General features: G+C 60.8%; 22 protein-coding genes. 13 read left to right on the plus strand and 9 right to left on the minus strand.

The features are described from left to right. Positions 1–13 precede the first annotated feature (13 nt). Positions 14–721: a FadR/GntR family transcriptional regulator gene (locus AB4N74_RS22645; protein WP_093429746.1), complete on the minus strand. Its 708-nt coding sequence runs from the start codon at positions 719–721 to the stop codon at positions 14–16. Between the two features lie 256 nt (positions 722–977). Between AB4N74_RS22645 and AB4N74_RS22650 the strand changes: the two genes are divergently transcribed. The 5 genes from AB4N74_RS22650 (at position 978) to ppx (ending at position 5,539) form a co-directional block, all read left to right on the plus strand. Next, positions 978–1,763, plus strand: a complete 786-nt coding sequence (locus AB4N74_RS22650) for a transporter substrate-binding domain-containing protein (RefSeq protein ID WP_460097286.1) — start codon at positions 978–980, stop codon at positions 1,761–1,763. Positions 1,764–1,784: 21 nt separating this feature from the next. Next, the gene (locus AB4N74_RS22655; RefSeq protein WP_460097288.1) at positions 1,785–2,459 is read left to right on the plus strand and encodes an amino acid ABC transporter permease; all 675 of its coding nucleotides are present in this window, start codon (positions 1,785–1,787) and stop codon (positions 2,457–2,459) included. Beyond that, positions 2,456–3,106: an amino acid ABC transporter permease gene (locus AB4N74_RS22660; RefSeq protein ID WP_116254270.1), complete on the plus strand. Its 651-nt coding sequence runs from the start codon at positions 2,456–2,458 to the stop codon at positions 3,104–3,106. Before AB4N74_RS22655 ends, AB4N74_RS22660 begins: the two co-directional genes overlap by 4 nt. Next, a complete protein-coding gene (locus AB4N74_RS22665; RefSeq protein ID WP_007911148.1) occupies positions 3,093–3,830 on the plus strand; it encodes an amino acid ABC transporter ATP-binding protein in 738 nt (245 codons plus the stop codon). The genes AB4N74_RS22660 and AB4N74_RS22665 overlap by 14 nt, the downstream gene beginning before the upstream one ends. Positions 3,831–4,036: 206 nt before the next feature. Next, complete coding sequence (ppx, locus tag AB4N74_RS22670) at positions 4,037–5,539, plus strand: exopolyphosphatase (protein WP_093429742.1); 1,503 nt, start codon at positions 4,037–4,039, stop codon at positions 5,537–5,539. 272 nt (positions 5,540–5,811) lie between these two features. Here the strand turns inward: ppx and ppk1 are convergent, their stop codons facing one another. Then, complete coding sequence (ppk1, locus tag AB4N74_RS22675) at positions 5,812–8,037, minus strand: polyphosphate kinase 1 (RefSeq protein ID WP_007911143.1); 2,226 nt, start codon at positions 8,035–8,037, stop codon at positions 5,812–5,814. Positions 8,038–8,055: 18 nt separating this feature from the next. Next, positions 8,056–9,069: a porphobilinogen synthase gene (hemB, locus tag AB4N74_RS22680; protein WP_460097290.1), complete on the minus strand. Its 1,014-nt coding sequence runs from the start codon at positions 9,067–9,069 to the stop codon at positions 8,056–8,058. Positions 9,070–9,276: 207 nt separating this feature from the next. On the opposite strand from hemB, the gene AB4N74_RS22685 reads away from it, so the two are divergent. Together AB4N74_RS22685 and elbB are read left to right on the plus strand one after the other, a co-directional pair. Further along, positions 9,277–9,927 (plus strand): DedA family protein, encoded by a 651-nt coding sequence (locus AB4N74_RS22685; protein WP_093429739.1) that lies wholly within the window; start codon positions 9,277–9,279, stop codon positions 9,925–9,927. Positions 9,928–10,217: 290 nt separating this feature from the next. Then, complete coding sequence (gene elbB, locus AB4N74_RS22690; protein WP_038359087.1) at positions 10,218–10,886, plus strand: isoprenoid biosynthesis glyoxalase ElbB; 669 nt, start codon at positions 10,218–10,220, stop codon at positions 10,884–10,886. A 128-nt stretch (positions 10,887–11,014) separates the two neighbouring features. Here elbB and AB4N74_RS22695 read toward each other — a convergent pair whose 3' ends face one another. Beyond that, a complete protein-coding gene (locus tag AB4N74_RS22695) occupies positions 11,015–11,470 on the minus strand; it encodes a YaiI/YqxD family protein (protein ID WP_460097292.1) in 456 nt (151 codons plus the stop codon). Between the two features lie 105 nt (positions 11,471–11,575). Then, a complete protein-coding gene (locus tag AB4N74_RS22700; protein ID WP_460097293.1) occupies positions 11,576–13,471 on the minus strand; it encodes an FTR1 family protein in 1,896 nt (631 codons plus the stop codon). 189 nt (positions 13,472–13,660) lie between these two features. On the opposite strand from AB4N74_RS22700, the gene AB4N74_RS22705 reads away from it, so the two are divergent. The 5 genes from AB4N74_RS22705 (at position 13,661) to AB4N74_RS22725 (ending at position 18,424) form a co-directional block, all read left to right on the plus strand. Continuing rightward, the gene (locus tag AB4N74_RS22705; RefSeq protein ID WP_460097295.1) at positions 13,661–15,061 is read left to right on the plus strand and encodes a COG3014 family protein; all 1,401 of its coding nucleotides are present in this window, start codon (positions 13,661–13,663) and stop codon (positions 15,059–15,061) included. Between the two features lie 207 nt (positions 15,062–15,268). Further along, positions 15,269–16,663 carry a COG3014 family protein gene (locus tag AB4N74_RS22710; RefSeq protein ID WP_093429735.1) on the plus strand — a complete coding sequence of 465 codons (1,395 nt, stop codon included), beginning with the start codon at positions 15,269–15,271 and terminating at the stop codon, positions 16,661–16,663. 15 nt (positions 16,664–16,678) lie between these two features. Continuing rightward, entirely contained in the window at positions 16,679–17,053 is a 375-nt protein-coding gene (locus tag AB4N74_RS22715; RefSeq protein WP_007911131.1) for a YcfL family protein, read from the plus strand. 36 nt (positions 17,054–17,089) lie between these two features. Continuing rightward, a complete protein-coding gene (gene lpoB, locus AB4N74_RS22720) occupies positions 17,090–17,677 on the plus strand; it encodes a penicillin-binding protein activator LpoB (RefSeq protein WP_016772610.1) in 588 nt (195 codons plus the stop codon). A gap of 3 nt (positions 17,678–17,680) precedes the next feature. Continuing rightward, complete coding sequence (locus AB4N74_RS22725) at positions 17,681–18,424, plus strand: penicillin-binding protein activator LpoB (RefSeq protein ID WP_093429734.1); 744 nt, start codon at positions 17,681–17,683, stop codon at positions 18,422–18,424. A 72-nt stretch (positions 18,425–18,496) separates the two neighbouring features. Here the strand turns inward: AB4N74_RS22725 and AB4N74_RS22730 are convergent, their stop codons facing one another. The 3 genes from AB4N74_RS22730 to AB4N74_RS22740 form a co-directional block, all read right to left on the minus strand. Continuing rightward, the gene (locus AB4N74_RS22730; protein ID WP_093429733.1) at positions 18,497–19,129 is read right to left on the minus strand and encodes a LysE family transporter; all 633 of its coding nucleotides are present in this window, start codon (positions 19,127–19,129) and stop codon (positions 18,497–18,499) included. Between the two features lie 163 nt (positions 19,130–19,292). Beyond that, the gene (locus tag AB4N74_RS22735; RefSeq protein WP_093429732.1) at positions 19,293–19,874 is read right to left on the minus strand and encodes a mechanosensitive ion channel family protein; all 582 of its coding nucleotides are present in this window, start codon (positions 19,872–19,874) and stop codon (positions 19,293–19,295) included. Further along, positions 19,874–21,784 carry an ATP-binding cassette domain-containing protein gene (locus tag AB4N74_RS22740; protein WP_257356587.1) on the minus strand — a complete coding sequence of 637 codons (1,911 nt, stop codon included), beginning with the start codon at positions 21,782–21,784 and terminating at the stop codon, positions 19,874–19,876. The genes AB4N74_RS22735 and AB4N74_RS22740 overlap by 1 nt, the downstream gene beginning before the upstream one ends. Positions 21,785–21,834: 50 nt before the next feature. Here AB4N74_RS22740 and AB4N74_RS22745 point away from each other — a divergent pair, with 50 nt between their 5' ends. After that, positions 21,835–22,296 (plus strand): TIGR02444 family protein, encoded by a 462-nt coding sequence (locus AB4N74_RS22745; protein WP_257356588.1) that lies wholly within the window; start codon positions 21,835–21,837, stop codon positions 22,294–22,296. Here the strand turns inward: AB4N74_RS22745 and AB4N74_RS22750 are convergent. After that, on the minus strand, positions 22,293–23,477 hold the full coding sequence (locus AB4N74_RS22750) for an AlgP family protein (RefSeq protein ID WP_460097297.1): 1,185 nt from the start codon (positions 23,475–23,477) through the stop codon (positions 22,293–22,295). The two genes, AB4N74_RS22745 and AB4N74_RS22750, sit on opposite strands and share 4 nt — an antisense overlap. Between the last annotated feature and the right edge of the window lie 76 nt (positions 23,478–23,553).

Here is a 23,553-nt window from a genome sequence, read left to right on the forward strand (position 1 = left end):
GGTATAGCTCAAGTCACGTCGTGGCGGGGGCAATGAAAGCAATTCCGGTACGCAGGGCGGCGTTGCGCACGTGTTCCTGCATGGCTTTTTGCGCCGCACCCGATGCCCGGCGCGCGAGGGCGCGGAGGATCTTGCGGTGTTCCTGCCAGGTTTCCATGGCGCGTTCGGCACGGATGAACGGTAGTTTCTGGCTCTCCAGGAACATCTCGGCGCTGGCGGTAAGGATGCTCAGCATCGCCTGATTGCCGCTGGCCAAGAGGATTCGGCGGTGGAATTCGAAGTCGAGTTTCGCCGCCGCTTCAAAGTCACCGACCTTCAATTGGTCACGCATGGCCGCAACGTTGTCTTCGAGCGCATCCAGATCGAACGTGCTTAACGTGACCGCCGCCAGCCCTGCGGCGAAGCCTTCCAGCGCATAGCGCAATTGAAAGATGTCCAGCGGTGACGCTTGCGCCGCAAATGGCCAGCCCGGTGCCTGCGCACCACGCGGCAACTCTACGGGCGACTGCACGAACACGCCTTTGCCCGGCTGAATACTGACCACGCCCAGCGCACTCAGCGACGACAGCGCCTCACGCAACGATGCCCGGCTAACGCCCAGTTGTAGCGCCAGGTCCCGTTGCGACGGCAACGCATCGCCCGCACCGAAACCCTGCTCAGTGATCAGTTTGCGGATCGCTTGCAGCGCCACTTCGGGTACCGCACGGGAAATCGAGTTCATGGTTTTTCAGACGCGCCAGGCCAATGTGCGGCTAGTTGTAAAGCTATTCGCCGAGTCCGGCAAGTCGTGCCCCAGCAGGGTTCGGCAAACCACACCGGTGCGCCATGGCAGTGCGAAAAACAACCTGACTGTTCAGACCAGTAAGACCGAGCAAAGTCGCTGAAACTGCGGTCTGCGGGGGCGAAAACCACGTATTGGCACGGCCCATGCTCTGTCCGATCGCAGAAATCACTTCTCGCCGATCCGGAGATTGTCCATGACCAAGCGTTACAGCGCCCTCCTCGCCGCTCTGTTTTCCTCTCTGTTGCTCAGCCAGGCTCCCGCGCACGCCGACGCTCTCGACGACGTGGTCAAACGCGGCACGCTGAAAGTCGCCGTGCCCCAGGACTTCCCGCCATTCGGCTCGGTCGGCCCGGACATGAAGCCTCGCGGCCTGGACATCGACACGGCGAAACTGCTGGCCGATCAACTCAAGGTCAAACTCGAACTGACGCCGGTCAACAGCACCAACCGCATCCCGTTCCTGACCACCGGCAAAGTCGATCTGGTGATTTCCAGCCTCGGCAAAAACCCTGAGCGCGAGAAAGTCATCGACTTCTCCCGCGCTTACGCGCCGTTCTACCTCGCCGTGTTCGGCCCGCCAGACGCTGCGATCGCCAACCTCGACGACCTCAAGGGCAAAACCATCAGCGTCACCCGTGGCGCCATCGAAGACATCGAGCTGACCAAGGTCGCCCCCGAAGGCGTGACCATCAAACGCTTCGAAGACAACAACTCGACCATCGCCGCCTACCTCGCCGGCCAGGTTGACCTGATCGCCAGCGGCAACGTGGTCATGGTCGCGATCAGCGAAAAGAACCCGAAACGCGTGCCGGCGCTGAAAGTGAAACTGAAGGATTCGCCGGTCTACGTCGGTGTGAACAAGAACGAAGCGGCGCTGCTGGCCAAGGTCAACGACATCCTGACCACCGCCAAGGCTGACGGCGCACTGGAAAAGAACTCGCAGACCTGGCTGAAAGAGCCGCTGCCGGCCGATCTCTGATCGACTGCGCGGGAGACCTTCATGGCTTATCAGTTCGATTTCATGCCGGTGGTGGAAAACACCGACCTGTTGCTGCGCGGGGCGCTGTTCACCCTTGAGCTGACGGCCATCGGTGCGTTGCTCGGGGTCGGTGTCGGAGTTGTCGGTGCTTTGGTGCGGGCGTGGAAAATCCGCCCGTTCTCGGCAATCTTCGGCGTCTACGTCGAATTGATCCGCAACACGCCGTTCCTGGTGCAGTTGTTCTTCATCTTCTTCGGCCTACCGTCGCTGGGTGTGCAGATTTCCGAGTGGCAAGCGGCGGTGCTGGCGATGGTGATCAACCTTGGTGCTTATTCGACGGAAATTATTCGCGCCGGCATTCAGGCAATCCCGCGCGGACAGCTGGAAGCCGCAGCGGCATTGGCGATGACGCGCCTCGAGGCGTTCCGCCACGTGGTGCTGCTGCCGGCATTGGGCAAGGTCTGGCCGGCGCTGAGCAGCCAGATCATCATCGTCATGCTCGGTTCGGCGGTGTGTTCGCAGATCGCCACCGAAGAGCTGAGCTTTGCCGCCAACTTCATTCAGTCGCGCAACTTCCGCGCCTTTGAAACCTATGCGCTGACCACGCTGATCTACCTGTGCATGGCGCTGCTGATTCGCCAGTTGCTGAACTGGATTGGCCGACGCTATATCAGTCGAAGCGGGAGCCGCGTATGAGCGATTTCACCTTTTGGGACATCCTGCGCAACCTGCTCACCGGCCTGCAATGGACACTGGCGCTGTCGCTGGTGGCGTTCATTGGTGGCGGGGTCGTCGGGCTGCTGATCCTGGTCATGCGCATCTCGAAAAACTCTGTGCCGAGCAGCATCGCCCGCACCTGGATCGAGCTGTTTCAGGGCACGCCGCTGTTGATGCAGCTGTTTCTGGTGTTTTTCGGCGTGGCGCTGGCCGGGATCGAAATCTCGCCGTGGATGGCCGCAGCGATTGCCCTGACCTTGTTTACCAGCGCTTATCTGGCGGAGATCTGGCGCGGCTGCGTCGAGTCGATCCCCCATGGCCAGTGGGAAGCCTCGGCGAGTCTGGCGCTGAATCCGCTGGAACAGCTGCGCTACGTGATCCTGCCGCAAGCACTGCGCATCGCTGTGGCGCCGACCGTGGGTTTCTCGGTGCAAGTGGTCAAAGGCACCGCCGTGACCTCGATCATCGGCTTCACCGAGCTGACCAAGACCGGCGGCATGCTCGCCAATGCCACGTTTGAACCGTTCATGGTCTACGGCCTCGTCGCCCTCGGCTACTTCCTGCTCTGCTACCCCTTGTCCCTCAGTGCGCGCTACCTGGAAAGGAGACTGCATGCCTCTGCTTAGAATTTCCGCCCTGCATAAATACTACGGCGATCACCATGTGCTTAAAGGCATTGACCTCAGTGTCGAGGAAGGCCAGGTGGTGGCGATCATCGGCCGCAGCGGCTCGGGCAAATCCACCCTGCTGCGCACCCTCAATGGGCTGGAGTCGATCAATGACGGCGTGATCGAAGTCGACGGCGAATACCTCGACGCCGCCCGCGCCGATCTGCGCAGCCTGCGGCAGAAAGTCGGCATGGTCTTTCAGCAGTTCAATCTGTTCCCGCACCTGACCGTGGGCGAAAACGTCATGCTCGCACCGCAAGTGGTGCAGAAAGTGCCGAAAGCCAAAGCGGCGGAGCTGGCCCGGGAAATGCTGGAACGCGTGGGCCTTGGGGAAAAATTCGATGCCTTCCCGGATCGGTTGTCTGGGGGCCAGCAACAGCGGGTAGCGATTGCCCGGGCGCTGGCGATGTCGCCGAAAGTGTTGTTGTGCGATGAAATCACCTCGGCGCTCGACCCGGAACTGGTCAATGAAGTGCTCAGCGTGGTGCGGCAACTGGCCAAGGAAGGCATGACGCTGATCATGGTCACCCACGAAATGCGCTTCGCCCGCGAGGTCGGGGATAAATTGGTGTTCATGCACCATGGCAAAGTCCATGAGGTGGGGGATCCGAAGGTGTTGTTTGCCAATCCGCAGACGGCAGAGCTGGCGAACTTTATTGGCACAGTTGAAGCAACAGCCTGAAGATCTTCTGAGGCAGTGATGCCCTCTTCGCGAGCAAGCTCGCTCCCACATTGGAATGCGCTCACCTGTGGAGCAAGCTTGCTCGCGAATGGCCGCGCCGCGATCTCCAGACTTTCTGCGCTGAATCAACGGTTTGAACCGTGCGCGTTGGCGCCAGCGTTTGATCGTGGCACGATGACGGGGTTATCGACCGAGACCCCCTGACCATGCCGCAATCCCAAGCCAAGAATCTGTCCCTGATCGCCGCAATCGACCTGGGCTCGAACAGCTTTCACATGGTCGTGGCCAAGGCCCAGAACGGTGAGATCCGCATTCTCGAACGCCTCGGGGAGAAGGTTCAGCTCGCCGCCGGCATCGACGATGAGCGCCATCTCAACGAAGAATCGATGCAACGAGGCCTCGATTGCCTCAAGCGTTTCGCCCAACTGATCAACGGTATGCCGCTGGGCGCCGTGCGCATCGTCGGCACCAACGCCTTGCGTGAAGCGCGCAACCGCCTCGAATTCATCCACCGCGCCGAAGAAATCCTCGGTCATCCGGTGGAAGTCATTTCCGGCCGTGAAGAAGCGCGCCTGATTTATCTGGGCGTATCGCACACCCTCGCCGACACCCCGGGCAAACGTCTGGTCGCCGATATCGGCGGCGGCAGTACCGAATTCATCATTGGCCAGCGCTTTGAGCCATTGTTGCGCGAAAGCCTGCAAATGGGCTGTGTCAGCTTCACTCAGCGCTACTTCAAGGACGGCAAGATCACCCCGGCCCGCTACGCCCAGGCGTATACCGCGGCGCGGCTGGAGATCATGAGCATCGAACACGCCCTGCATCGCCTGACCTGGGATGAAGCCATCGGCTCCTCGGGCACCATCCGTGCCATCGGCCTGGCGCTGAAGGCCGGCGGTCACGGCACTGGCGAAGTGAATGCCGAAGGCCTGGCGTGGCTCAAGCGCCGCCTGTTCAAGCTCGGTGACGTCGACAAGATCGATTTCGAAGGCATAAAGCCTGATCGCCGGACAATCTTCCCGGCGGGTCTGGCGATTCTCGAAGCGATTTTCGACGCCCTCGAACTGCAACGCATGGACCACTGCGACGGCGCACTGCGTGAAGGCGTGCTCTACGACCTGCTCGGCCGTCATCATCATGAAGACGTGCGCGAGCGCACCCTGACCTCGTTGATGGAGCGCTATCACGTTGATCTGGAGCAAGCCGCACGGGTTGAGCGCAAAGCCTTGCACGCGTTTGACCAGGTTGCGGTGGACTGGGAGCTGGATGACGGCATCTGGCGCGAACTCCTCGGCTGGGCGGCGAAAGTGCACGAAGTCGGCCTCGACATCGCTCACTATCACTACCACAAGCACGGCGCCTACCTGATCGAGCACTCGGACCTCGCCGGGTTCTCCCGTGAAGACCAACAGATGCTCGCGCTATTGGTGCGCGGCCATCGCCGCAACATTCCCAAGGACAAGTTTGCCGATTTCGGCGACGACGGTGACAAGCTGATTCGCCTCTGTGTGCTGCTGCGTTTTGCAATCCTGTTCCACCACATTCGTGGCACCCAGGCGATGCCGCAGGTGGTGTTGCACGCGAAGGGCAACACCCTCGATGTGGAGTTTCCGGAGAATTGGCTGGATGAGAATCAGCTGACTCAGGCGGATTTCGGGTTAGAGGCGGATTGGCTGACGCGGGTGGGGATTGTGCTCACTGTTCACTGATACCCAGCAAATTTGTGGATAACAGGTACAAAAAAGGCGATCCGCAGGGATCGCCTTTTTATTGGGTTCGGCTTGAAATTGGAGTTGGGCCTTCCCCTCACCCCAGCCCTCTCCCGAGGGAGAGGGAGCCGATTTGTGGGCTTTTCAAATCCTGAGTTCGACTCGATTTCTCAGGTCGGTGATAGCGTAAGACACCTCGGTCAGTCCCCTCTGCCTCTGGGAGAGGGTTAGGCGGGCGGCGTTCCGATGAGGGGCTTTTGACCTTCAAGGCTTTAGCTGCTCACCGGCAAGATCGGGCTACCCAGCCGCTCCAGCAACGTCGCCTGCGCACTCCTCGGGTTCTGGTTGCCGGTCGGCGTGTTGCGAATATAACGACCATCCGACTGCAAACTCCAGCTATGGGTATTGTCAGTCAAATACAGCTCCAGCTCTTTCTTCACCCGGGTCAGCAGCTTCTTGCCTTCTACCGGGAAGCAAGTCTCGACGCGCTTGTCGAGGTTGCGCTCCATCCAGTCGGCGCTGGAGAGGAACATCTGCTCGTCGCCGCCATTGAGGAAGTAGAACACGCGGGTGTGTTCCAGGAATCGGCCGATGATCGAGCGCACATGGATGTTGTGCGAAACCCCGGCAATCCCCGGACGCAGGCAGCACATGCCGCGCACCACCAGATCGATGCGCACGCCGGACTGGCTGGCCTTGTACAGCGCGCGGATGATCTTCGGATCGGTCAGCGAGTTGAACTTGGCGATGATGTGCGCCGGTTTGCCGTCGAGCGCAAATTGCGTCTCGCGGGTGATCATGTCGAGCATGCCCTTCTTCAGGGTGAACGGCGCATGCAGCAGCTTCTTCATACGCAGGGTTTTACCCATGCCGATCAACTGGCTGAACAGTTTGCCGACGTCTTCGCACAAGGCATCGTCGGAGGTCAGCAGGCTGTAGTCGGTGTAAAGCTTGGCGTTGCCGGCGTGGTAGTTACCGGTGCCGAGGTGCGCGTAACGCACGATCTCGCCGGCCTCGCGACGCAGGATCAGCATCATCTTGGCGTGGGTCTTGAAGCCGACCACGCCGTAGATCACCACCGCACCGGCCGCTTGTAGACGGCTGGCCAGTTGCAGGTTGGACTCTTCGTCGAACCGTGCACGCAGCTCGATGACTGCCGTCACTTCCTTGCCGTTACGCGCGGCATCCACCAGCGCATCGACGATCTCGGAGTTGGCGCCGGAGCGGTACAGCGTCTGGCGCACAGCGAGTACGTGCGGGTCTTTCGCCGCCTGACGCAGGAGGTCGACCACCGGGGTGAACGACTCGAACGGGTGCAGCAGCAGGATGTCCTGCTTGCTGACCACGCTGAAAATGTTTTCGCTGTTCTGCAGCAGTTTCGGGATCTGCGGGGTGAACGGCGTGTATTGCAGCTCCGGATGACTGTCCAGACCGGTGATGCTGAACAGCCGCGTCAGGTTGACCGGGCCGTTGACCTGATACAGCTCGCTCTCGCTCAGGTTGAACTGCTTGAGCAAGTAATCCGAGAGGTGTTTCGGGCAGGTGTCAGCGACTTCCAGACGCACCGCATCGCCGTAACGACGCGAGAACAACTCGCCACGCAGGGCGCGGGCCAGGTCTTCGACGTCTTCGGAGTCGAGCGCGAGGTCAGCGTTTCGGGTCAGGCGGAACTGATAGCAGCCTTTTACCTTCATGCCCTGGAACAGGTCATCGGCATGGGCGTGGATCATCGACGACAGGAACACATAGTTGTCGCCCGGGCCGCCAACTTCTTCCGGCACCTTGATGATCCGTGGCAGCAGGCGCGGCGCCGGGATGATCGCCAGACCGGAGTCGCGACCGAAGGCGTCGATGCCTTCCAGTTCGACGATGAAGTTCAGGCTCTTGTTCACCAGCAACGGGAACGGGTGCGTCGGGTCGAGGCCGATCGGGGTGATGATCGGTGCGATCTCGTCGCGGAAATAACGGCGCACCCAGGTTTTGATCTTGACCGTCCAGTGGCGGCGACGGATGAAGCGCACCTGATGCTTTTCCAGCTCCGGCAACAGAATGTCGTTGAGGATCGCGTACTGGCGGTCAACGTGACCGTGGACCAGCTCGCTGATCCGCGCCAGCGCCTGATGCGGCTGCAAGCCGTCAGCACCGGCCTGTTCACGGGCGAAGGTAATCTGCTTCTTCAGGCCGGCGACGCGAATTTCAAAGAATTCGTCAAGGTTGCTGGAGAAGATCAGCAGGAACTTCAGGCGTTCCAGCAACGGATAGGACTCGTCCAGCGCCTGTTCCAGCACGCGGATATTGAATTGCAGTTGCGAAAGCTCACGGTGGATGTACAGGCTGCTGTCATCCAGGCCCGGTATCGCAATCACTGGCGCCGCCGCGACAGGTTCGGCGACTGGCGCGGGTGGCGCAGGCTCCAGTTCCGGCGGGGTCTCGGTGATTTGCTCGACCACCGGTTGAGCTTCTTTTACTGCAACTTCCGTGAGTCCTTCGGTATTCATTGAATGTTCCTGGGAGGGCTATTTCTGCTCTCGTAACAATTGAGCGGCGCGGACAGCAAAGTAAGTCAGGATGCCATCAGCGCCGGCACGTTTAAAGGCGGTCAGTGATTCGAGAATCACCGCCTCGCTCAACCAGCCATTCTGGATCGCCGCCATGTGCATGGCGTATTCGCCGCTAACCTGATAGACGAAGGTCGGCACTTTGAAGGCATCTTTTACCCGGAAAAGAATGTCCAGATACGGCATGCCGGGTTTGACCATGACCATGTCCGCGCCTTCAGACAAGTCGGCGCCGACTTCGTGCAGCGCTTCGTCGCTGTTGGCCGGGTCCATCTGATACGAGGCCTTGTTGGCCTTGCCTAGGTTCGACGCCGAACCGACCGCATCGCGGAACGGGCCGTAATAGGCGCTGGCGTACTTGGCCGAGTAAGCCATGATCCGCACGTTGACGTGGCCGGCGATTTCCAGCGCTTCGCGGATCGCCTGAATGCGACCGTCCATCATGTCCGACGGCGCCACCACCTGCGCGCCGGCTTCAGCATGGGACAACGCCTGACGAACCAGCGCGTAGACGGTAATGTCGTTCTGTACGTAGCCTTCTTCGTCGAGAATGCCGTCCTGGCCGTGGGTGGTGAACGGATCGAGCGCGACGTCGGTGATCACCCCCAGCTCCGGGAAACGCTCACGCAGGGCGCGGGTGGCGCGCTGGGCGATGCCTTGAGGATTCCAGGCTTCGGCGGCGTCGAGGGATTTAAGCTCAGGAGGGGTGACCGGGAACAGCGCCAGCGCCGGAATCCCCAGCTCGACCCACCGGGCCGCTTCTTCGAGCAGCAAATCGATCGTCAGCCGCTCTACCCCGGGCATCGAGGCCACGGCTTCGCGGCGGTTTTCACCGTCGAGCACGAACACCGGCAGGATCAGGTCATCGACTGTCAGCACATTTTCCCGCACCAGCCGACGCGAAAAATCATCACGACGATTGCGCCGCAGGCGTGTGGCAGGGAACAGACGATTGGCGGGGGTAAAGCTCACGGCAGACTCCTGAGCCCGCGCAAACGGGCGAGCGTGACAGTTATAGACGGCCATTATGACGAACAGATGACAGTTGTGTGAGACCTGTGACAGGTAGCCGCATTCCATTCTCAGTGTAGGAATTGTTCACGTCGAGACACATTTGGACACTTTCATGAATGTGTCCGAAGGGTTAGGCTGCGCGTTCATTTCGCCAGCACCCAGACAATGCTCCAACAATTTCTGCATGACTTTGGCTACTTTGCCTTGTTCCTCGGCACGTTTTTCGAAGGCGAAACCATTCTGGTGCTCGCGGGCTTCCTCGCGTTCCGTGGATACATGGACATCAATATGGTGGTGGTCGTGGCGTTCTTCGGTAGCTATGCCGGCGATCAGCTGTGGTACTTCCTCGGCCGCAAGCACGGGCGCAAATTGCTGGCGCGCAAACCGCGCTGGCAGATGATGGGTGACCGCGCGCTGGAGCACATTCGCAAGCATCCTGACATCTGGGTGCTGAGCTTCCGCTTCGTCTATGGCTTGCGCACGGTGATGCCGGTAGCGATCGGTTTGTCGGGTTATCCGCCGGGACGTTATCTGCTGCTCAACGGCATCGGTGCGGCGATCTGGGCGACGGCGCTGGCTGCGGCCGCCTACCACTTCGGTGCGGTACTGGAAGGCATGCTCGGCAGCATCAAGAAGTACGAGTTGTGGGTACTCGGTGCGCTGCTGATTCTTGGCGTCGGCCTGTGGCTGCGCCGCCGCTTCAAGAATGCGCGGCTGGCCAAACAGGTTTACGCCGACGAGCAAGCCGCGAAAGCTGCACTGCTGAGTCAAGACGAAGCGTCCAAGGCTGCCGAACCGAAGACGCCAGCCGAGTAACTCGCTGGCGACTTGCTACAGCCCGCCAGCACTGAGCGGGCTGGCCGACCCTTTCAGTCAGACGGATCACTTTTATCCTCGCTACTCTGGGGCATTCAAGTTCGCCAGCGGCGTTGTCACGCCAAAAATCTCCCGCTCGTTACGCCGCAGGCAACCGCAAATAATGAACACCCCGCCGTCGTTGCGATCCATGTAGAAAGCGCTCCATACAGGTGCAGCCGCCACTTGGGCCTATGGCAACGCGCGACAATTTAGTGGACATTTAGCGCCATGAATCTGGAGAGAAACCCATGAGCAAAAAAGTTGCAGTGATCCTGTCCGGCAGTGGCGTATACGACGGCGCCGAAATCCATGAAAGCGTCATCACCCTGCTGCGCCTCGACCAACGCGGTGCGCAGGTGCAGTGCTTCGCACCGAACATTGCGCAATTGCACGTGATCAATCACCTGACCGGCGAAGAAATGCCCGAGTCGCGTAACGTGCTGGTGGAATCGGCGCGCATTGCTCGCGGCAACATCAAAGACATCCGCGAAGCCGACGTCGACGACTTCGATGCGCTGATCGTGCCGGGTGGGTTTGGTGCGGCGAAGAACCTGTCGAACTTTGCTGTTGAAGGCGCTGGCTGCAGCGTGCAGCCGGAAGTACTAGCGCTGGCCGAGGCATTTGCCGAAGCGGGCAAACCGGTCGGTCTGATGTGCATCTCGCCGGCACTGGCGGCGAAGATCTACGGCCCGGGCGTAACCTGCACCATCGGCAACGACGCCGACACCGCCACGGCGATGAACAAGATGGGCGCCACCCACGAAGACTGTGCGGTGACGGAAATCATCGAAGACAAGGCGCGCAAACTGGTGACGACCCCGGCTTACATGCTGGCGCAGAACATCAGTGAAGCGGCGTCGGGGATTAACAAACTGGTCGATCGCGTGCTCGAGCTGACCCACGAAAACGACGCCTGATTCCCAGCAGTACACAAATCCCAATGTGGGAGCGAGCTTGCTCGCGAAAGCGGTGTGTCATTCAACACAGCGTTGCCTGACCTGGCGCCTTCGCGAGCAAGCTCGCTCCCACAGGTTTTGTGTACCGCTCAAGACTGGCGCGTCAGTCGGGTGAGGGTCCGATCCAGCGCATTGGCGAACGCCTGCTTCTCGCGATCGCCAAACGGCGCCGGTCCGCCGCTCATCTGGCCTTGTTCGCGCAGATCAGTGAACAGGTTACGCACGGCCAACCGCTCGCCCATGTTCTGTGCATCGAACTCCTTGCCGCGCGGATCAAGCGCCGCGACGCCCTTCTTCACCAAACGATCGGCTAGCGGGATATCGCTGCAAATCACCAGCTCACCGGGCACTGCGTGTTCGACCAGATAATCGTCTGCCGCATCCGGACCACTCGGCACCACGATCAGTTTGACGATGGCCAGCCCCGGCTTGATCTGCGGCTGCCCGGCCACCAGCACTACTTCGAACTGGCGCTTGAGGGCGAACTTCACCACCAGATCCTTCGCCGCCCTCGGGCAGGCGTCGGCATCGATCCATACACGCATTTTTCTAACCTCCAAAAACAACTCGCGAGCACGCTCACTCCCACAAGCGTAACGCTAAACCTGTGGGAGCGAGCCTGCTCGCGAATGTGAGCGCAGCGAATGCTGTTAAGCGACTACCCGCCGCTTCTCCGCCACCCAACTACGCCCATACAACACAGCAATCGCCAGAATCGCCACCGCCTGCGCCGTCAGCGAATAGGCATCGGCATGAATCCCCAGCCAATCGAATTCAAAGAACGCCACCGGCCGCGTGCCGAAGATCCCGGCTTCCTGCAACGCCTTCACGCCATGCCCGGCAAACACCACCGACAACGCGCAGAGCAGCGCCGCGTTGATGCTGAAGAACAGCGTCAGAGGCAGTTTCGCCGAACCGCGCAGAATCACCCACGCCAGCCCGACCAGCAGCACCAGCGCCGTGGCGCCACCCGCGAGCACCGCGTCATGCCCGGCCGGGCCGGCTTGCAGCCACAGGGTTTCGTAAAACAGGATCACTTCGAACAACTCGCGATACACCGAGAAGAACGCCAGAATCGCGAAGCCGAAACGCCCGCCGCCGCCAACCAGGCTGCTCTTGATGTAATCTTGCCAGGCCGCAGCATGGCGACGGTCATGCATCCACACGCCCAGCCACAAGACCATGACACTGGCGAACAGCGCCGTCGCGCCCTCAAGCAATTCACGCTGCGAACCGCTGACATCGATCACGTAAGCCGCCAGCGCCCAGGTGCCGAGGCCGGCCAGCAACGCCAGGCCCCAACCGACGTTGACGCTGCGCACCGCCGATTGCTGGCCGGTATTGCGCAGGAAAGCGAGGATAGCCGCCAGCACCAGAATCGCTTCCAGGCCTTCTCGCAGCAGAATCAGCAGACCGGAGATGTAGCTCAGCGACCAGCTCAAGCCATCACTGCCGAGCAACCCGGCGGACTCTTTAAGCTTGGCTTTGGCGGCGTCCAGGCGCTGCTCGGCCTGCTCGACCGGCAAGCCGTCCTGCAACGATTGACGGTAAGCCATCAGGGATTTTTCGGTGTTCTTGCGCACATTGGCGTCGACGTTATCCAGCGAGCTTTCGACCAGCTCGAAGCCTTCCAGATAGGCCGCGACCGACAGGTCGTAGGCCTGATCGTGTTCACCGGCGCGGTAGGCGGCAAGGCTCTTGTCCAGCGTTGCGGCGGTGTAGTCGAGCAACTGCGCCGGGCCACGCTTGACCTGCGGCGGCTGCGCGCGTTGCGCACGGAACGTCGCCGCTGCTTGCTGGCCTTCGGCAGCCTGCACTTCGGCCGGGGTCTGACGCGCCAGATCGGCGATGTTGTAGGTTTTCTCGGCTTTGGCCGCCGCCGGATCAGCGCTGAACCCGGCGATGTAGGTCGCCAAATCCCAACGCTGCCGATCATCGAGCTGATCGGCAAACGCCGGCATGTCGGTGCCTTCGACGCCTTGGCCGAGGGTGTTGTAGATCGCGTACAGACTCAGGTTATCCAGCCGCGCCGCATCACGCAGATTGGCCGGTGCCGGGGTCATGCCGAGGCCCGCCGGGCCGTCACCGGCGCCACTATCGCCGTGGCACACCGAGCAATTCTGCGCATAGAGCGGCGCACCCCGGGTGGGATCGGGGGTGATGATCGGCGCTTGGCTGACCTCATACGCCACCGCCAGTTGCGCGCCCAGTTGCCGTGCCTGCCGGGCCACTTCGGCGCCATCCTGCCTGGCAGTGATTGCCGCGTGCAAAGCGCTGACACCCTGCTCCAGCGCAGCCTTTTCAGGCTTGGCCGGCATGCCGGCGATCAAGCCTTGCAGCGCCCGCGTGAACTCCAGTTGCTCGCGGTATTCGGAATCATCGACAACCTTGCCCGCCGCTACCGTCGGCGGGTAGTCGGCGCTGATGTAATCGAGCAGGTGCAGCGCTTGCGGCGCGCCTTCCACGGTATCGGCCAGCAGATTAAAGCTGCTCAGGGCAAACAACGGGAACACCAGCCAGGCCAGAAAACGGGACGAGGCAGTCATGAATGAGTCTCAAATGGAAATGCGAAGTTACATATTGTTCACTTCGAACGCGTTTCCCTCAAGCTTTGTCGACGTAACGCCACACAAGACGCGAGCCATCGGCCTGCAAAAACGCCACATCACTTAGCCACTATTGCACCCTATACTGCGCGACCTGTCGCATTTCCCGCTCAAGGATGAACCCCTTTCATGCGCCACCGCTTGCACTTGCCCCTGTTGATCGCCGCCGTTGTGCAACTGAGCGGCTGCGGTGCATATCGCAACTACGATCTGGAACTGCAACAGACCACCGACCCGTTCAAGGCCGGCAACATCAACAGCGCCCTGGCCGTGATCGAAGCGAACAATCCGGCCGTGGAAAAAGACCTGCTCTACTATTTCGAAAAGGGCGCCGTACTGAGTGCGGGCGGCGAGTTTGCGCAGAGCCAGACAACCTGGCGCAGCGCCGAGCAGATGATCATCGAGCGCCAGGACACGATCCAGACCACCGGCGACAAGCTGCTCGCCGCCATGGGCGATCACTGGGGCAGCATCATCAATGACAAGCTGCGCCGCTACGATGGCTACGACTACGAAAGAGTCATGCTGACCACGCAAATGGCCCTCAACCAACTGGCCATGAATGATTTTGACGGCGCCCGTGCCGACATCAAGAAAACCCACGAGCGCGAAGCGCTTATAGCCCGACAGCGGGAGCTGGAATACGAGCGTGTCGAAGCAGCGGCCAAGGCCCAGGGCGCGCGCGTGCATTACAAGGACCTGCAGGGTTACCCCGTGGTGATGCTCGAATCGCCTGCGGTGATTGCGCTGAAAAACGGCTACCAAAGTGCATTCAGTCACTATCTCGCCGGCTTCACCTACGAAGCGCTGGGCGAGAAAGATCTGGCAGCGCCCGGCTATCGTCAGGCAATTGAACTGCGTCCGGACATGGCGTTTTTCCAACAGGCACTGCGCGACCTCGACAGCCCTGGTCTGAAGGCAGACGAAAGCGATGTGCTGATCATCGTACAGAGCGGCCTGGCGCCGGCCCGCAGCTCCGTGCGCGTGCCCTACCCGGTGAAGCTCGCGGACGGTCAGGTCATCGTCGCCAATATCTCGTTCCCCGTAATGGTGCCCGACATCTCGACGCCTTCATTCAACCAACTGAGCATCGATGGTCGTCAAAAAAAGCTGATTGCGGTCAACAGCATTGCCGACATGTCCTTGCGCACCCTGCGTGACGACATGCCGGGCATTATCCAGCGCACAACCTATCGGGCATTTCTGGCAGCAGATGTTCAGGCCAGGGACAATCGACGCGATCCGAGCAAAGCCTCCTACGTCACCCACTGGGATGCTTTCGAGCATGCCGACACGCGCACTTGGCGCACCTTGCCCAACCTCACCCAAGTCGTGCGCCTGCGCTTGAAAAAAGGTGAGCACCTGATCAGCCTGCCCAACGCTCCCGGTGCTGCGCCCATGAAAATCCGCATCGACCAGAGCCGCCAGGTCATCGGCCTGCGTGCTTTGGGTGAGCGAGTGTTTGCCAATGGCAGCGCGTTCCAGCCCAGCGGAGCGCCGAGCGGCAGTGTGGTATCCGACCTGAAATAAATAATGGCACCAAACTAACAAGTGCAATTAAAAAGATATTACATAGCCACCACTGCCCGCCTATAATGCCGCGCCCTCGCTATCGCGAAACGGCATTAAAGCTCCTCAGGTTATGAGGAATTGGCAGGAGGCCAGCGCCACTGTCGATGGGTCACACCAGCCCGACCAGCATTCGCGGCTGTATTACTCCAGGGAAGAAGTACCCCCATGGCATTCCGCGCTCCCACTCTGATTGCGCTCAGCGCCGTCACTCTGCTGTCCGGCTGTTCGGCGTTTCGCAACTACGACTCCGAACTGGCCCAGACCAATCAGCAACTGGCCACCGGCAATGTTGACGCCGCGCTGACTCTGCTGGAAAAGAACAACACCGGCCCGGACAAAGACCTGCTCTATTACTTCGAGAAAGGTGAATTGCTGCGCGCCAAGGGCGACCTGTCCGGCAGCCAGAACGCCTGGACCAGCGCTGATCAGGTGGTGGGCAAGTGGGAAGACTCGGTCAAGCTCGACACCGACAAATATCTGGCCCAGTTCGGCAGCTTCCTGGTCAACGACAAGGTGCGTCGCTACGAAGGCTACGACTACGAAAAAGTCATGCTGACCACGCAGATGGCCCTGAACCTGCTGGCGGTCAACGACTTCGACGGCGCGCGCACCGCGATCAAAAAGACTCACGAACGTGAAGCGGTGATCGCCGAGCTGCGCGACAAGGAATACCTCAAGAGCGAAGAAGAGGCCGAGAAAGAAGGCATCAAGACCCAGTACAAAGACCTGCAGGGTTATCCGGTCGCCAGCCTCGACGCACCGGAAGTGGTCGGTCTGAAGAACAGCTACCAGAGTGCTTTCAGCCATTACCTGTCCGGTTTCGTCTACGAAGCCCTGGGCGAAAAAGGCCTCGCGGCGCCGGGTTACCGCAAGGCTGCCGAACTGCGTCCGAACACGCCGTTGCTGGAGCAGGCACTGGTCAACCTCGACAAGCCGAGCAAGTCTGACGACAGCGATATTCTGATCGTCGTGCAAAGCGGTCTGGCGCCAGCTCGCGACTCGATCCGCGTGCCGCTGCCATTGCCGATCTCCAACAACGTGGTGATCACCCCACTGTCGTTCCCGATCATCAAGCCGGACACCTCCACCGCGCCGTTCGCGCAGATCGGTGTCGATGGCCAGCAGGTCGATCTGACCGCTCTGAACAGCACCACCGCCATGTCCCGCCGCGCCCTGCGTGACGATATGCCGGGGATCATCCTGCGCACCACCGTGCGGGCGATCACCAAAGGCGTGGCGCAGAAGAAGATCAACGAAACCAATCCACTGGCCGGTCTGGCCGTCGGCATCTCTTCAGCTGTGCTTGAAGGTGCCGATACCCGTACGTGGCGCACCCTGCCGGACAACACTCAAGTGGTGCGTCTGCGCTTGAAGAAAGGCGAGCATCAGGTCAGTCTGCCGAGCGCCGTCGGCGGTTCGGTGGTCAAGGTCACCGTCGATCAGCGTTATCAGGTGATCACCCTGCGCGCCGTGGGCAACCAGGTGTTCGCCGGTGGCCTCGCCGCCCACGTCATCCCGAGCGCCAGCGCGACCAACGTCGCCAGCCTCAAACAACCTTAAGAACGGAGTCTTTGCATGCGCTTCAAACTCATCGCCGTCGCCGCCCTCGCCTTGCTGGCGAGCGGCTGCGCTACCCCGCCACCGCCAGAGCCGGGCAGCGCCGCGAGCAAAGTCGTGGCCATGGGCCCGCAGAAACACATCGTCGTCGGCGCCATGCGCGTCGCTCGCGAAAACGGCTTCATGACGGTCAACGTGCAGTTGAGCAACACCCTCAACAGCAACAAGATTTTCTACTACCGCTTCGCCTGGCTCGGCGCGGAAGGTTTCCCGATTGCCGAAGAAGAAGTGTGGAAAAGCCAAATGATGTACGGCGCCCAGACCAGCTTCATTCAAGGCATCGCCCCGACCCCGAAAGCCGTGGACTTCCGTCTGGAAATCAAGACGCCGTAAGCCTGTCACCCTATTTCTGTTTTAGAGAGCATTCCCATGTTTGCACGCTTTTCCTGCATCGCTGTTATCGCCCTGCTGGCCTCCGGTTGCGCCAACACTTCGCCGACCCTGGGCAGCAAGAACATCAGCTACGGCGACACCAAAGCGGTTGAAACCGTGACCAACGAATTCGGTTCGACCGACCTGCAAATGATCGCCGAGTCGATGACCCGCTCGCTGGCCCAGTCCGGCATTCTGCAGGGCCGCCCGGTGGTTCAGGTCTACGACGTGAAGAACAAGACCAGCGAATACATCGACACCCGCGAAATCACCACCAGCATCAAGACTCAACTGATGAAAACCGGCGTGGCCCGCTTCGCCAGCGACAACAACGCCATGCAGAGCCAGGTTGACCAGCTCAAGCTGCAAAACCAGAGCGGCCTGTACAAGAAGAGCACCGTGGCCAAGACTGGCAACATGGTTGCCGCCAAGTACCGCATCGAAGGTTCGATCAGCTCGATCGTCAAACGCAGCAGCGACTACAAGGACGTCTTCTACAAATTCAGCCTGCAACTGATCGACGTTGAAAGCGGTCTGGCCGAGTGGATGGACGAAAAAGAGATCCGCAAAACCACGGAGCGTTAATTGATGCGCGCATGGATTGGCATGATGGCCCTGGCTTGCGCGTTCAGCGTGCAAGCGGCCCCGAAAGTCGCGGTGACGGATCTGGCTTACCAGGAACGTGTGGAGCAATACATCCACATCGTTTCGGCCCAGAGCAATCATCGCGAGGGTTACTACAGCTCCAGCGGCTCGTCGAGCTACAACGAGATCGAAGCGAGCACCAGCTACATCGAGCAAGGCGAGCTGCGTAAATTCACCGGCGACATCAAAGGTGAAATCCTGCGTACCGGCATGTTCCAGCTGGTGCAGGGCACGCCGTACACCGCGTCGTCCAAGGGTGACGTCTACGACGTGATCAAGCGCATCAAGGCCGGCAACTTCAAGGGCGCCGACTATGTGCTGTTCGGTACCGTGTCCGATATCGACTTCACTCAGGACATCAACGAGCTGGCGAATACCGACAGCTATTCGGCGGTGCTGGGCCTGACATTGGTGGCGGACTTCAGCCTGATCAACACCAAGACCTTCGAGATCACCTCGGCCTTCACGGCGATGGGCGAAGCGCAGGACACCAAACTGGTGAACCACCGCGACATCAAGATCTCGCTGAACCGCCCACGGGTGGTGCGCGACGTGTCCAAGGCGCTGGGTGAAGACGTGGCCGGGCAACTGAGCATGCAGCTTGGTGGCGGCGGTTACGAGCAGCCGCGTGAGGCGCCGCAGCGCAACAATTTGCCGCGTGATACTGCGCCGGTGATCTTGCGCTGATCCTTGGCCGCTCTGCGTCCCAGCCACAAAAAAGGCGACCCGCAAAGGTCGCCTTTTTTTTGCCTGCGCGGTTTATGCTGCCGCTTTACGCAGCGTGGCCATAAACGCCGCAGCGCCGATGAACAGCCCGGCAAACGTGCGGTTCATGCGCTTCTGCTGTTGCGGGGTGCGCAACAGACGCAGCACCTTCGACGCCAGACCGGTGTAGCCCGCCATGACAATCAGGTCGACGAAGATCATCGTCACACCAATTACCACATACTGAATCAGCAACGGCGCATGCGGGTTGATGAACTGCGGCAGGACCGCGAGCATGAACACCAAAGCCTTGGGGTTGCTGATGTTCACCAGAAAGCCGCGGAACACCAGCGCCAGCGGCTTGCCGATCGGTCGTACCGTCGCGTCGTCGCTCATGTCCATGGGCAGCGCACGCCATTGCTTGATGGCCAGGTACACCAGATAAGCCACACCGAACCATTTAATCGCGTGGAAGGCGGTGGCCGAAGCGGTCAGGATCGCGCCAACACCGGCGCCGACAATCGCGATCTGCACCGCCAGGCCAATCTGCAGGCCGAGGGCGTTCCAGTAACCGCGCCAGAAACCGTATTGCAGACCGCTGGACATCGACGCAATGGCGCCAGCACCCGGGGACAGACTGATCACCCAGCAGGCGGCAAAAAATGCCAGCCATGTTTGAAGCTCCATCGCACACCTCGCATCTGAATTGTGACAGACGCTCAAGCTAATGCGGATTGGGCCTAAAAGCAAAAGATCGCAGCCTCCGGCAGCTCCTACTTTGGAATGCGATCCCTGGAGCTGCCGAAGGCTCGGGCCGCGATCGGACGATCTTTTGATCTTGCTGTAAGACTTACTTCTCGAACCCGCTGGAAGGGAATACATCCGTCCCGCGCCAACGCCGCACCGAGCGCTGGAAGAACAAGCTGTTCGGCACCTGCACCATCGCGCTGCCGGTCCCCAGCTCTTCCGCCTCGATCAACGTGGTGTAAAGCAGATTGATCGCCACCACCCGGCCTTTGACGCCAGGCTTGTCCGTGGTGTCCACCAGCTCAACGATATCGCCCAGCCGGAACGGCCCAACCGTGAAGATCAGAATCGCGCAGAGCAGATTCGACAGCACACTCCACATCGCGAAGAACGCCACCGCCGCCACGGCGACGAACCCTGACAGCGCCGTCCACAGCACCGTGGCCGAGACACCGAGGCGTTCCAGAACAAAGATCAGCGCACTGCCCATGATCAGCCAGCGCAACACGCCGCGCAGTGGCATCAGCAATTGCGGCGGGAACGGATAGCGCTCGCCCAACCGGGTCAGGCCTTTGGCGACGAAGCGCTGAGTGAGGTAACCGGCCAGCAGGATCAGCAGAATCTGCACCGCGAACCAGATCGGCTCGACCCACTCCGCCGGCAGCGGCAGCTTGAACGCTTCCATCAGGACAGCGCCTCCAGCTCCGCCTGCATGCTTTCCAATACCTCGAGAGCTTCCATCCACGCCTCTTCCAGCTCGCCTTCACGAACCTTCAGCTTGGCCTGTTCAGCGAGCAGATCACGCAATTCGTTCTTGCGTGCCGGCTCGTAGATGTCGCTGTCGCCGAGGCTGGCGTCGACCTTGGCCAGTTTCTCGTGAAGCTTGCCCAGCTCGGCTTCGAGCTTGTCAGCTTCACGCTTGTGCGGGGCCAGTTGCTGACGCAACGCAGCAGCAGCCTGACGCTGGGCCTTTTTGTCGGTCTTGTCCGGATTCACCGGGGTGTTACTGACCGGCGCGTTACGCTGGCGGTACTCCACCAGCCATCGCGCGTAGTCTTCGAGGTCGCCATCGAACTCTTCGACCTTGCCATCAGCGACCAGGTAGAAGTTGTCGGTGGTGCTCTTGAGCAAGTGACGATCGTGAGACACCACCAGCACCGCGCCGCTGAATTCCTGCAGCGCCATGGTCAGCGCCAGGCGCATTTCCAAGTCGAGGTGGTTGGTCGGTTCGTCGAGCAGCAACAGGTTCGGGCGCTCCCAGGCGATCAACGCCAGGGCCAGACGCGCTTTTTCACCACCGGAGAAATTCAGTACCGGCTCATCAATGCGCGCGCCACGGAAGTCGAAACCGCCGAGGAAGTCACGCAGTGTCTGCTCGCGCTCGGTCGGCGCCAGACGCTGCAAGTGCAACAACGGGCTGGCCTTGGAATCCAGCGAATCGAGCTGATGCTGGGCGAAGTAGCCAACCACAGTGTTCTCGCCACGGGTCAGCCGCCCGCCCAGCGGTGACAGTTCGCCGGCGAGGTTTTTGATCAGCGTCGACTTACCTGCGCCGTTCGGGCCGAGCAGGCCGATCCGCGCGCCCGGGGTCAGTTGCAGCTTGACCTTCTCCAGGATGGTTTTGTCGCCATAGCCAAGACGCGCATCCGACAGGTCGATCAGCGGGCTGGAGATCTTGCTCGACTCGCGGAAGACGAAGTCGAATGGCGAATCGACGTGGGCCGCCGATAGCTCTTCCATCCGCTCCAGTGCCTTGATCCGGCTCTGTGCCTGACGGGCCTTGGTCGCCTGGGCCTTGAAACGGGCGATGTAGCTTTCCATGTGCGCACGTTGCGCCTGCTGCTTCTCGTAGGCCTGTTGCTGCTGGGCCAGACGCTCGGCACGGGCGCGTTCGAACGCGGTATAGCCGCCGCGATACAGGGTGATTTTGCGCTGATCGACGTGGGCCACGTGATCGACGACTTCATCGAGGAAATCACGGTCGTGGGAGATCAGCAGCAAGGTGCCCGGGTAGCTTTTCAGCCACTCTTCGAGCCAGATGATCGCGTCGAGGTCCAAGTGGTTGGTCGGTTCGTCGAGCAACAACAGGTCGGACGGGCACATCAATGCCTGCGCCAGATTCAGACGCATCCGCCAGCCACCGGAGAAATCTCCTACCTGGCGATCCATCTGCTCGTTGGTGAAGCCGAGACCGGCGAGCAATTTGCGCGCCCGCGCGTCGGCGGTGTAGCCGTCGGCGCTGTCGAGTTCCGAGTGCAGGCGGGCCTGAGCGGCACCGTCGTGCGCCGCTTCGGCGGCGGCGAGGTCACGTTGCACCTCGCGTAGACGCAAATCGCCATCGAGCACATAGTCGACGGCAAGACGCTCAAGGGTCTCGATCTCCTGGCGCATGTGGGCGATGCGCCAGTCAGCCGGCAGGAAGCAATCACCCGAGTCGGGGTGCAGTTCGCCCCGAATCAAGGCGAACAGGCTCGATTTGCCGGCGCCGTTGGCACCGATGAGGCCGGCTTTGTGGCCGGCGTGCAGGGTCAGCTCGGCGTCTTCTAGCAGACGTTGCGGGCCACGCTGTAAAGTCAGGTTCTGAAGTCGGATCATAATGGCGGCGGAGTCTACCAGCTTCGCTCACAACTGGCGCGAGTAGCACGATGTCCTCTGACCTGTGGAGCTTTTCCCTTGCCACCTACGCCCGCCCGGGCGTGGAAGATGCCTGCCTGCGACTGCAAACGGCGGGCGCCAATGTGTGCCTGCTGCTGTGCGGATTATGGCTCGAACAACGCGGGGTGATCTGTGATGAACAACGTGTAAGCCAGCTTCAGACGCTGACCGAGCCTTGGGATACCGAGGTGGTACAGCCGCTGCGCTCACTGCGGATGCAATGGAAAGCACGGGCCGTTGATGATGCGGTGCTGAAAGGCATGCGCGAGCAGATCAAATCACTGGAGCTTGAGGCTGAGCGAGCGTTGCTGTCACGGCTTGAAGGGGCGGCGCAGGAATGGCCGCTAAACGATGCAGGCTCGAAGACCTGGCTTGAAGGATTGGCCGGCATGGCGGCCAGCCCGAACCGCGACGCGCTGCAAGTGCTGCGCGTCGCGGCAACCGGCACTTAGGAAGCGCTGGTCGGGTTGTTGCTGACGCTCGACGCAGCGGCTGGCGATGGCGCAGTCGAAGGAGTCGAGGTGGTGGCGGCTGGAGCAGCGGCGGCTGGCGTGGCCGGAGTGGCTGGCACGGCAGGCTTGGCAGCTGGAGTGGTAGCCGGTTTGGCGGCAGCTGGTTTGGCAGCGGCAGGCTTTTTCACGGCCGGTTTGGCAGTTGGTTTGGCGGCCGGTTTTGCAGCAGCAGGCTTGGCAGCAGTGGTCGCTGGTTTAGCAGCGGCGGCTGGCTTGGCGGCGGCTTTCACTGCTGGTTTTGCCGCCGGCTTGGCGGCAGGTTTTGCCGCGGTTTTTACAGCGGGTTTAGCGGCAGCCGGTTTGGCGGCTGGCTTGGCAGCGGCGGTTTTTGCAGCAGGTTTTGCGGCTGGTTTCGCCACAGCTTTCGCCGCAGGTTTAGCGGCCGGTTTGGCAGCTGCAGCTTTCGCGGGAGCAGCTTTGCTCGCGGCTGGTTTTGCAGCCGGTTTGGCGGCGGCCGTTCTAGCGGCTGGCTTGGCAACAGCTGGTTTTGCAGCAGTGGTTTTAGCCGCCGGTTTGGCAGCGCTCGCGGCAGCCGGTTTTTTCGCCGCAGGTGTGGCCGCGGTTTTGGCCGCTGGCTTGGCCGCCGCTTTCACCGGTGCCTTGGCAGCAGGTTTGGCCGCCGTTTTTGCAGCAGGTTTAGCCGCTGCGGTTTTCGCTGCAGGCTTGGCTGCAGCCGGTTTGGCAGCCGCTTTCTTCGCCGGTGCCGCTGCCGGTTTGGCGGCGCGGGTGGACAGTACTTTGCCCACGGCTTCTTGAACGCGACCCACACCCTGGGCCAGTTTCAGGCTTTCCTGGGCATCGCGCTTGAGTTGCAGAATGTAGCTGCGAGTGTCGGACTGACGATCCTTTAAGGCATCGAGCAGGTCTTCCAGTTCTTTCACTGCGGCCTTGGCTTTGTTCTGTGCCTTGGCTTTACCGGCAGTGGCTGCGTCCTGCAATTTGGTGCGGGATTTGTGCAGTTTTTCTTGCGCCTTGCCGCGTTGCTTTTCCAGTTTGGCGAGCAGTTTTTCAGCATCAGCCAAGGCTTGGGAGCAAGCGTTTTCCAGATGCTCGAGCAGGCTGCCCGAGAGTTGTTGGAGTAAGTGCAACGGAGTATTTACAGGCTTCTTGGTGGCCGACATGGTTTACCTCCTGGCTGACGTGAGTGCGGCTCATACTAGACCTCTGCAGTTACCGCCGCTAGGGCATCTTGACAGT

Source organism: Pseudomonas sp. H3_C08, from assembly GCF_054669455.1.

Coding starts and splice junctions, on each gene's coding strand:
- AB4N74_RS22645 (WP_093429746.1), bottom strand. CDS start 721: ATGAACTCGATTTCCCGTGCGGTACCCGAAGTGGCGCTGCAAGCGATC.
- AB4N74_RS22650 (WP_460097286.1), top strand. CDS start 978: ATGACCAAGCGTTACAGCGCCCTCCTCGCCGCTCTGTTTTCCTCTCTG.
- AB4N74_RS22655 (WP_460097288.1), top strand. CDS start 1,785: ATGGCTTATCAGTTCGATTTCATGCCGGTGGTGGAAAACACCGACCTG.
- AB4N74_RS22660 (WP_116254270.1), top strand. CDS start 2,456: ATGAGCGATTTCACCTTTTGGGACATCCTGCGCAACCTGCTCACCGGC.
- AB4N74_RS22665 (WP_007911148.1), top strand. CDS start 3,093: ATGCCTCTGCTTAGAATTTCCGCCCTGCATAAATACTACGGCGATCAC.
- ppx (WP_093429742.1), top strand. CDS start 4,037: ATGCCGCAATCCCAAGCCAAGAATCTGTCCCTGATCGCCGCAATCGAC.
- ppk1 (WP_007911143.1), bottom strand. CDS start 8,037: ATGAATACCGAAGGACTCACGGAAGTTGCAGTAAAAGAAGCTCAACCG.
- AB4N74_RS22685 (WP_093429739.1), top strand. CDS start 9,277: ATGCTCCAACAATTTCTGCATGACTTTGGCTACTTTGCCTTGTTCCTC.
- elbB (WP_038359087.1), top strand. CDS start 10,218: ATGAGCAAAAAAGTTGCAGTGATCCTGTCCGGCAGTGGCGTATACGAC.
- AB4N74_RS22695 (WP_460097292.1), bottom strand. CDS start 11,470: ATGCGTGTATGGATCGATGCCGACGCCTGCCCGAGGGCGGCGAAGGAT.
- AB4N74_RS22700 (WP_460097293.1), bottom strand. CDS start 13,471: ATGACTGCCTCGTCCCGTTTTCTGGCCTGGCTGGTGTTCCCGTTGTTT.
- AB4N74_RS22705 (WP_460097295.1), top strand. CDS start 13,661: ATGCGCCACCGCTTGCACTTGCCCCTGTTGATCGCCGCCGTTGTGCAA.
- AB4N74_RS22710 (WP_093429735.1), top strand. CDS start 15,269: ATGGCATTCCGCGCTCCCACTCTGATTGCGCTCAGCGCCGTCACTCTG.
- AB4N74_RS22715 (WP_007911131.1), top strand. CDS start 16,679: ATGCGCTTCAAACTCATCGCCGTCGCCGCCCTCGCCTTGCTGGCGAGC.
- lpoB (WP_016772610.1), top strand. CDS start 17,090: ATGTTTGCACGCTTTTCCTGCATCGCTGTTATCGCCCTGCTGGCCTCC.
- AB4N74_RS22725 (WP_093429734.1), top strand. CDS start 17,681: ATGCGCGCATGGATTGGCATGATGGCCCTGGCTTGCGCGTTCAGCGTG.
- AB4N74_RS22730 (WP_093429733.1), bottom strand. CDS start 19,129: ATGGAGCTTCAAACATGGCTGGCATTTTTTGCCGCCTGCTGGGTGATC.
- AB4N74_RS22735 (WP_093429732.1), bottom strand. CDS start 19,874: ATGGAAGCGTTCAAGCTGCCGCTGCCGGCGGAGTGGGTCGAGCCGATC.
- AB4N74_RS22740 (WP_257356587.1), bottom strand. CDS start 21,784: ATGATCCGACTTCAGAACCTGACTTTACAGCGTGGCCCGCAACGTCTG.
- AB4N74_RS22745 (WP_257356588.1), top strand. CDS start 21,835: ATGTCCTCTGACCTGTGGAGCTTTTCCCTTGCCACCTACGCCCGCCCG.
- AB4N74_RS22750 (WP_460097297.1), bottom strand. CDS start 23,477: ATGTCGGCCACCAAGAAGCCTGTAAATACTCCGTTGCACTTACTCCAA.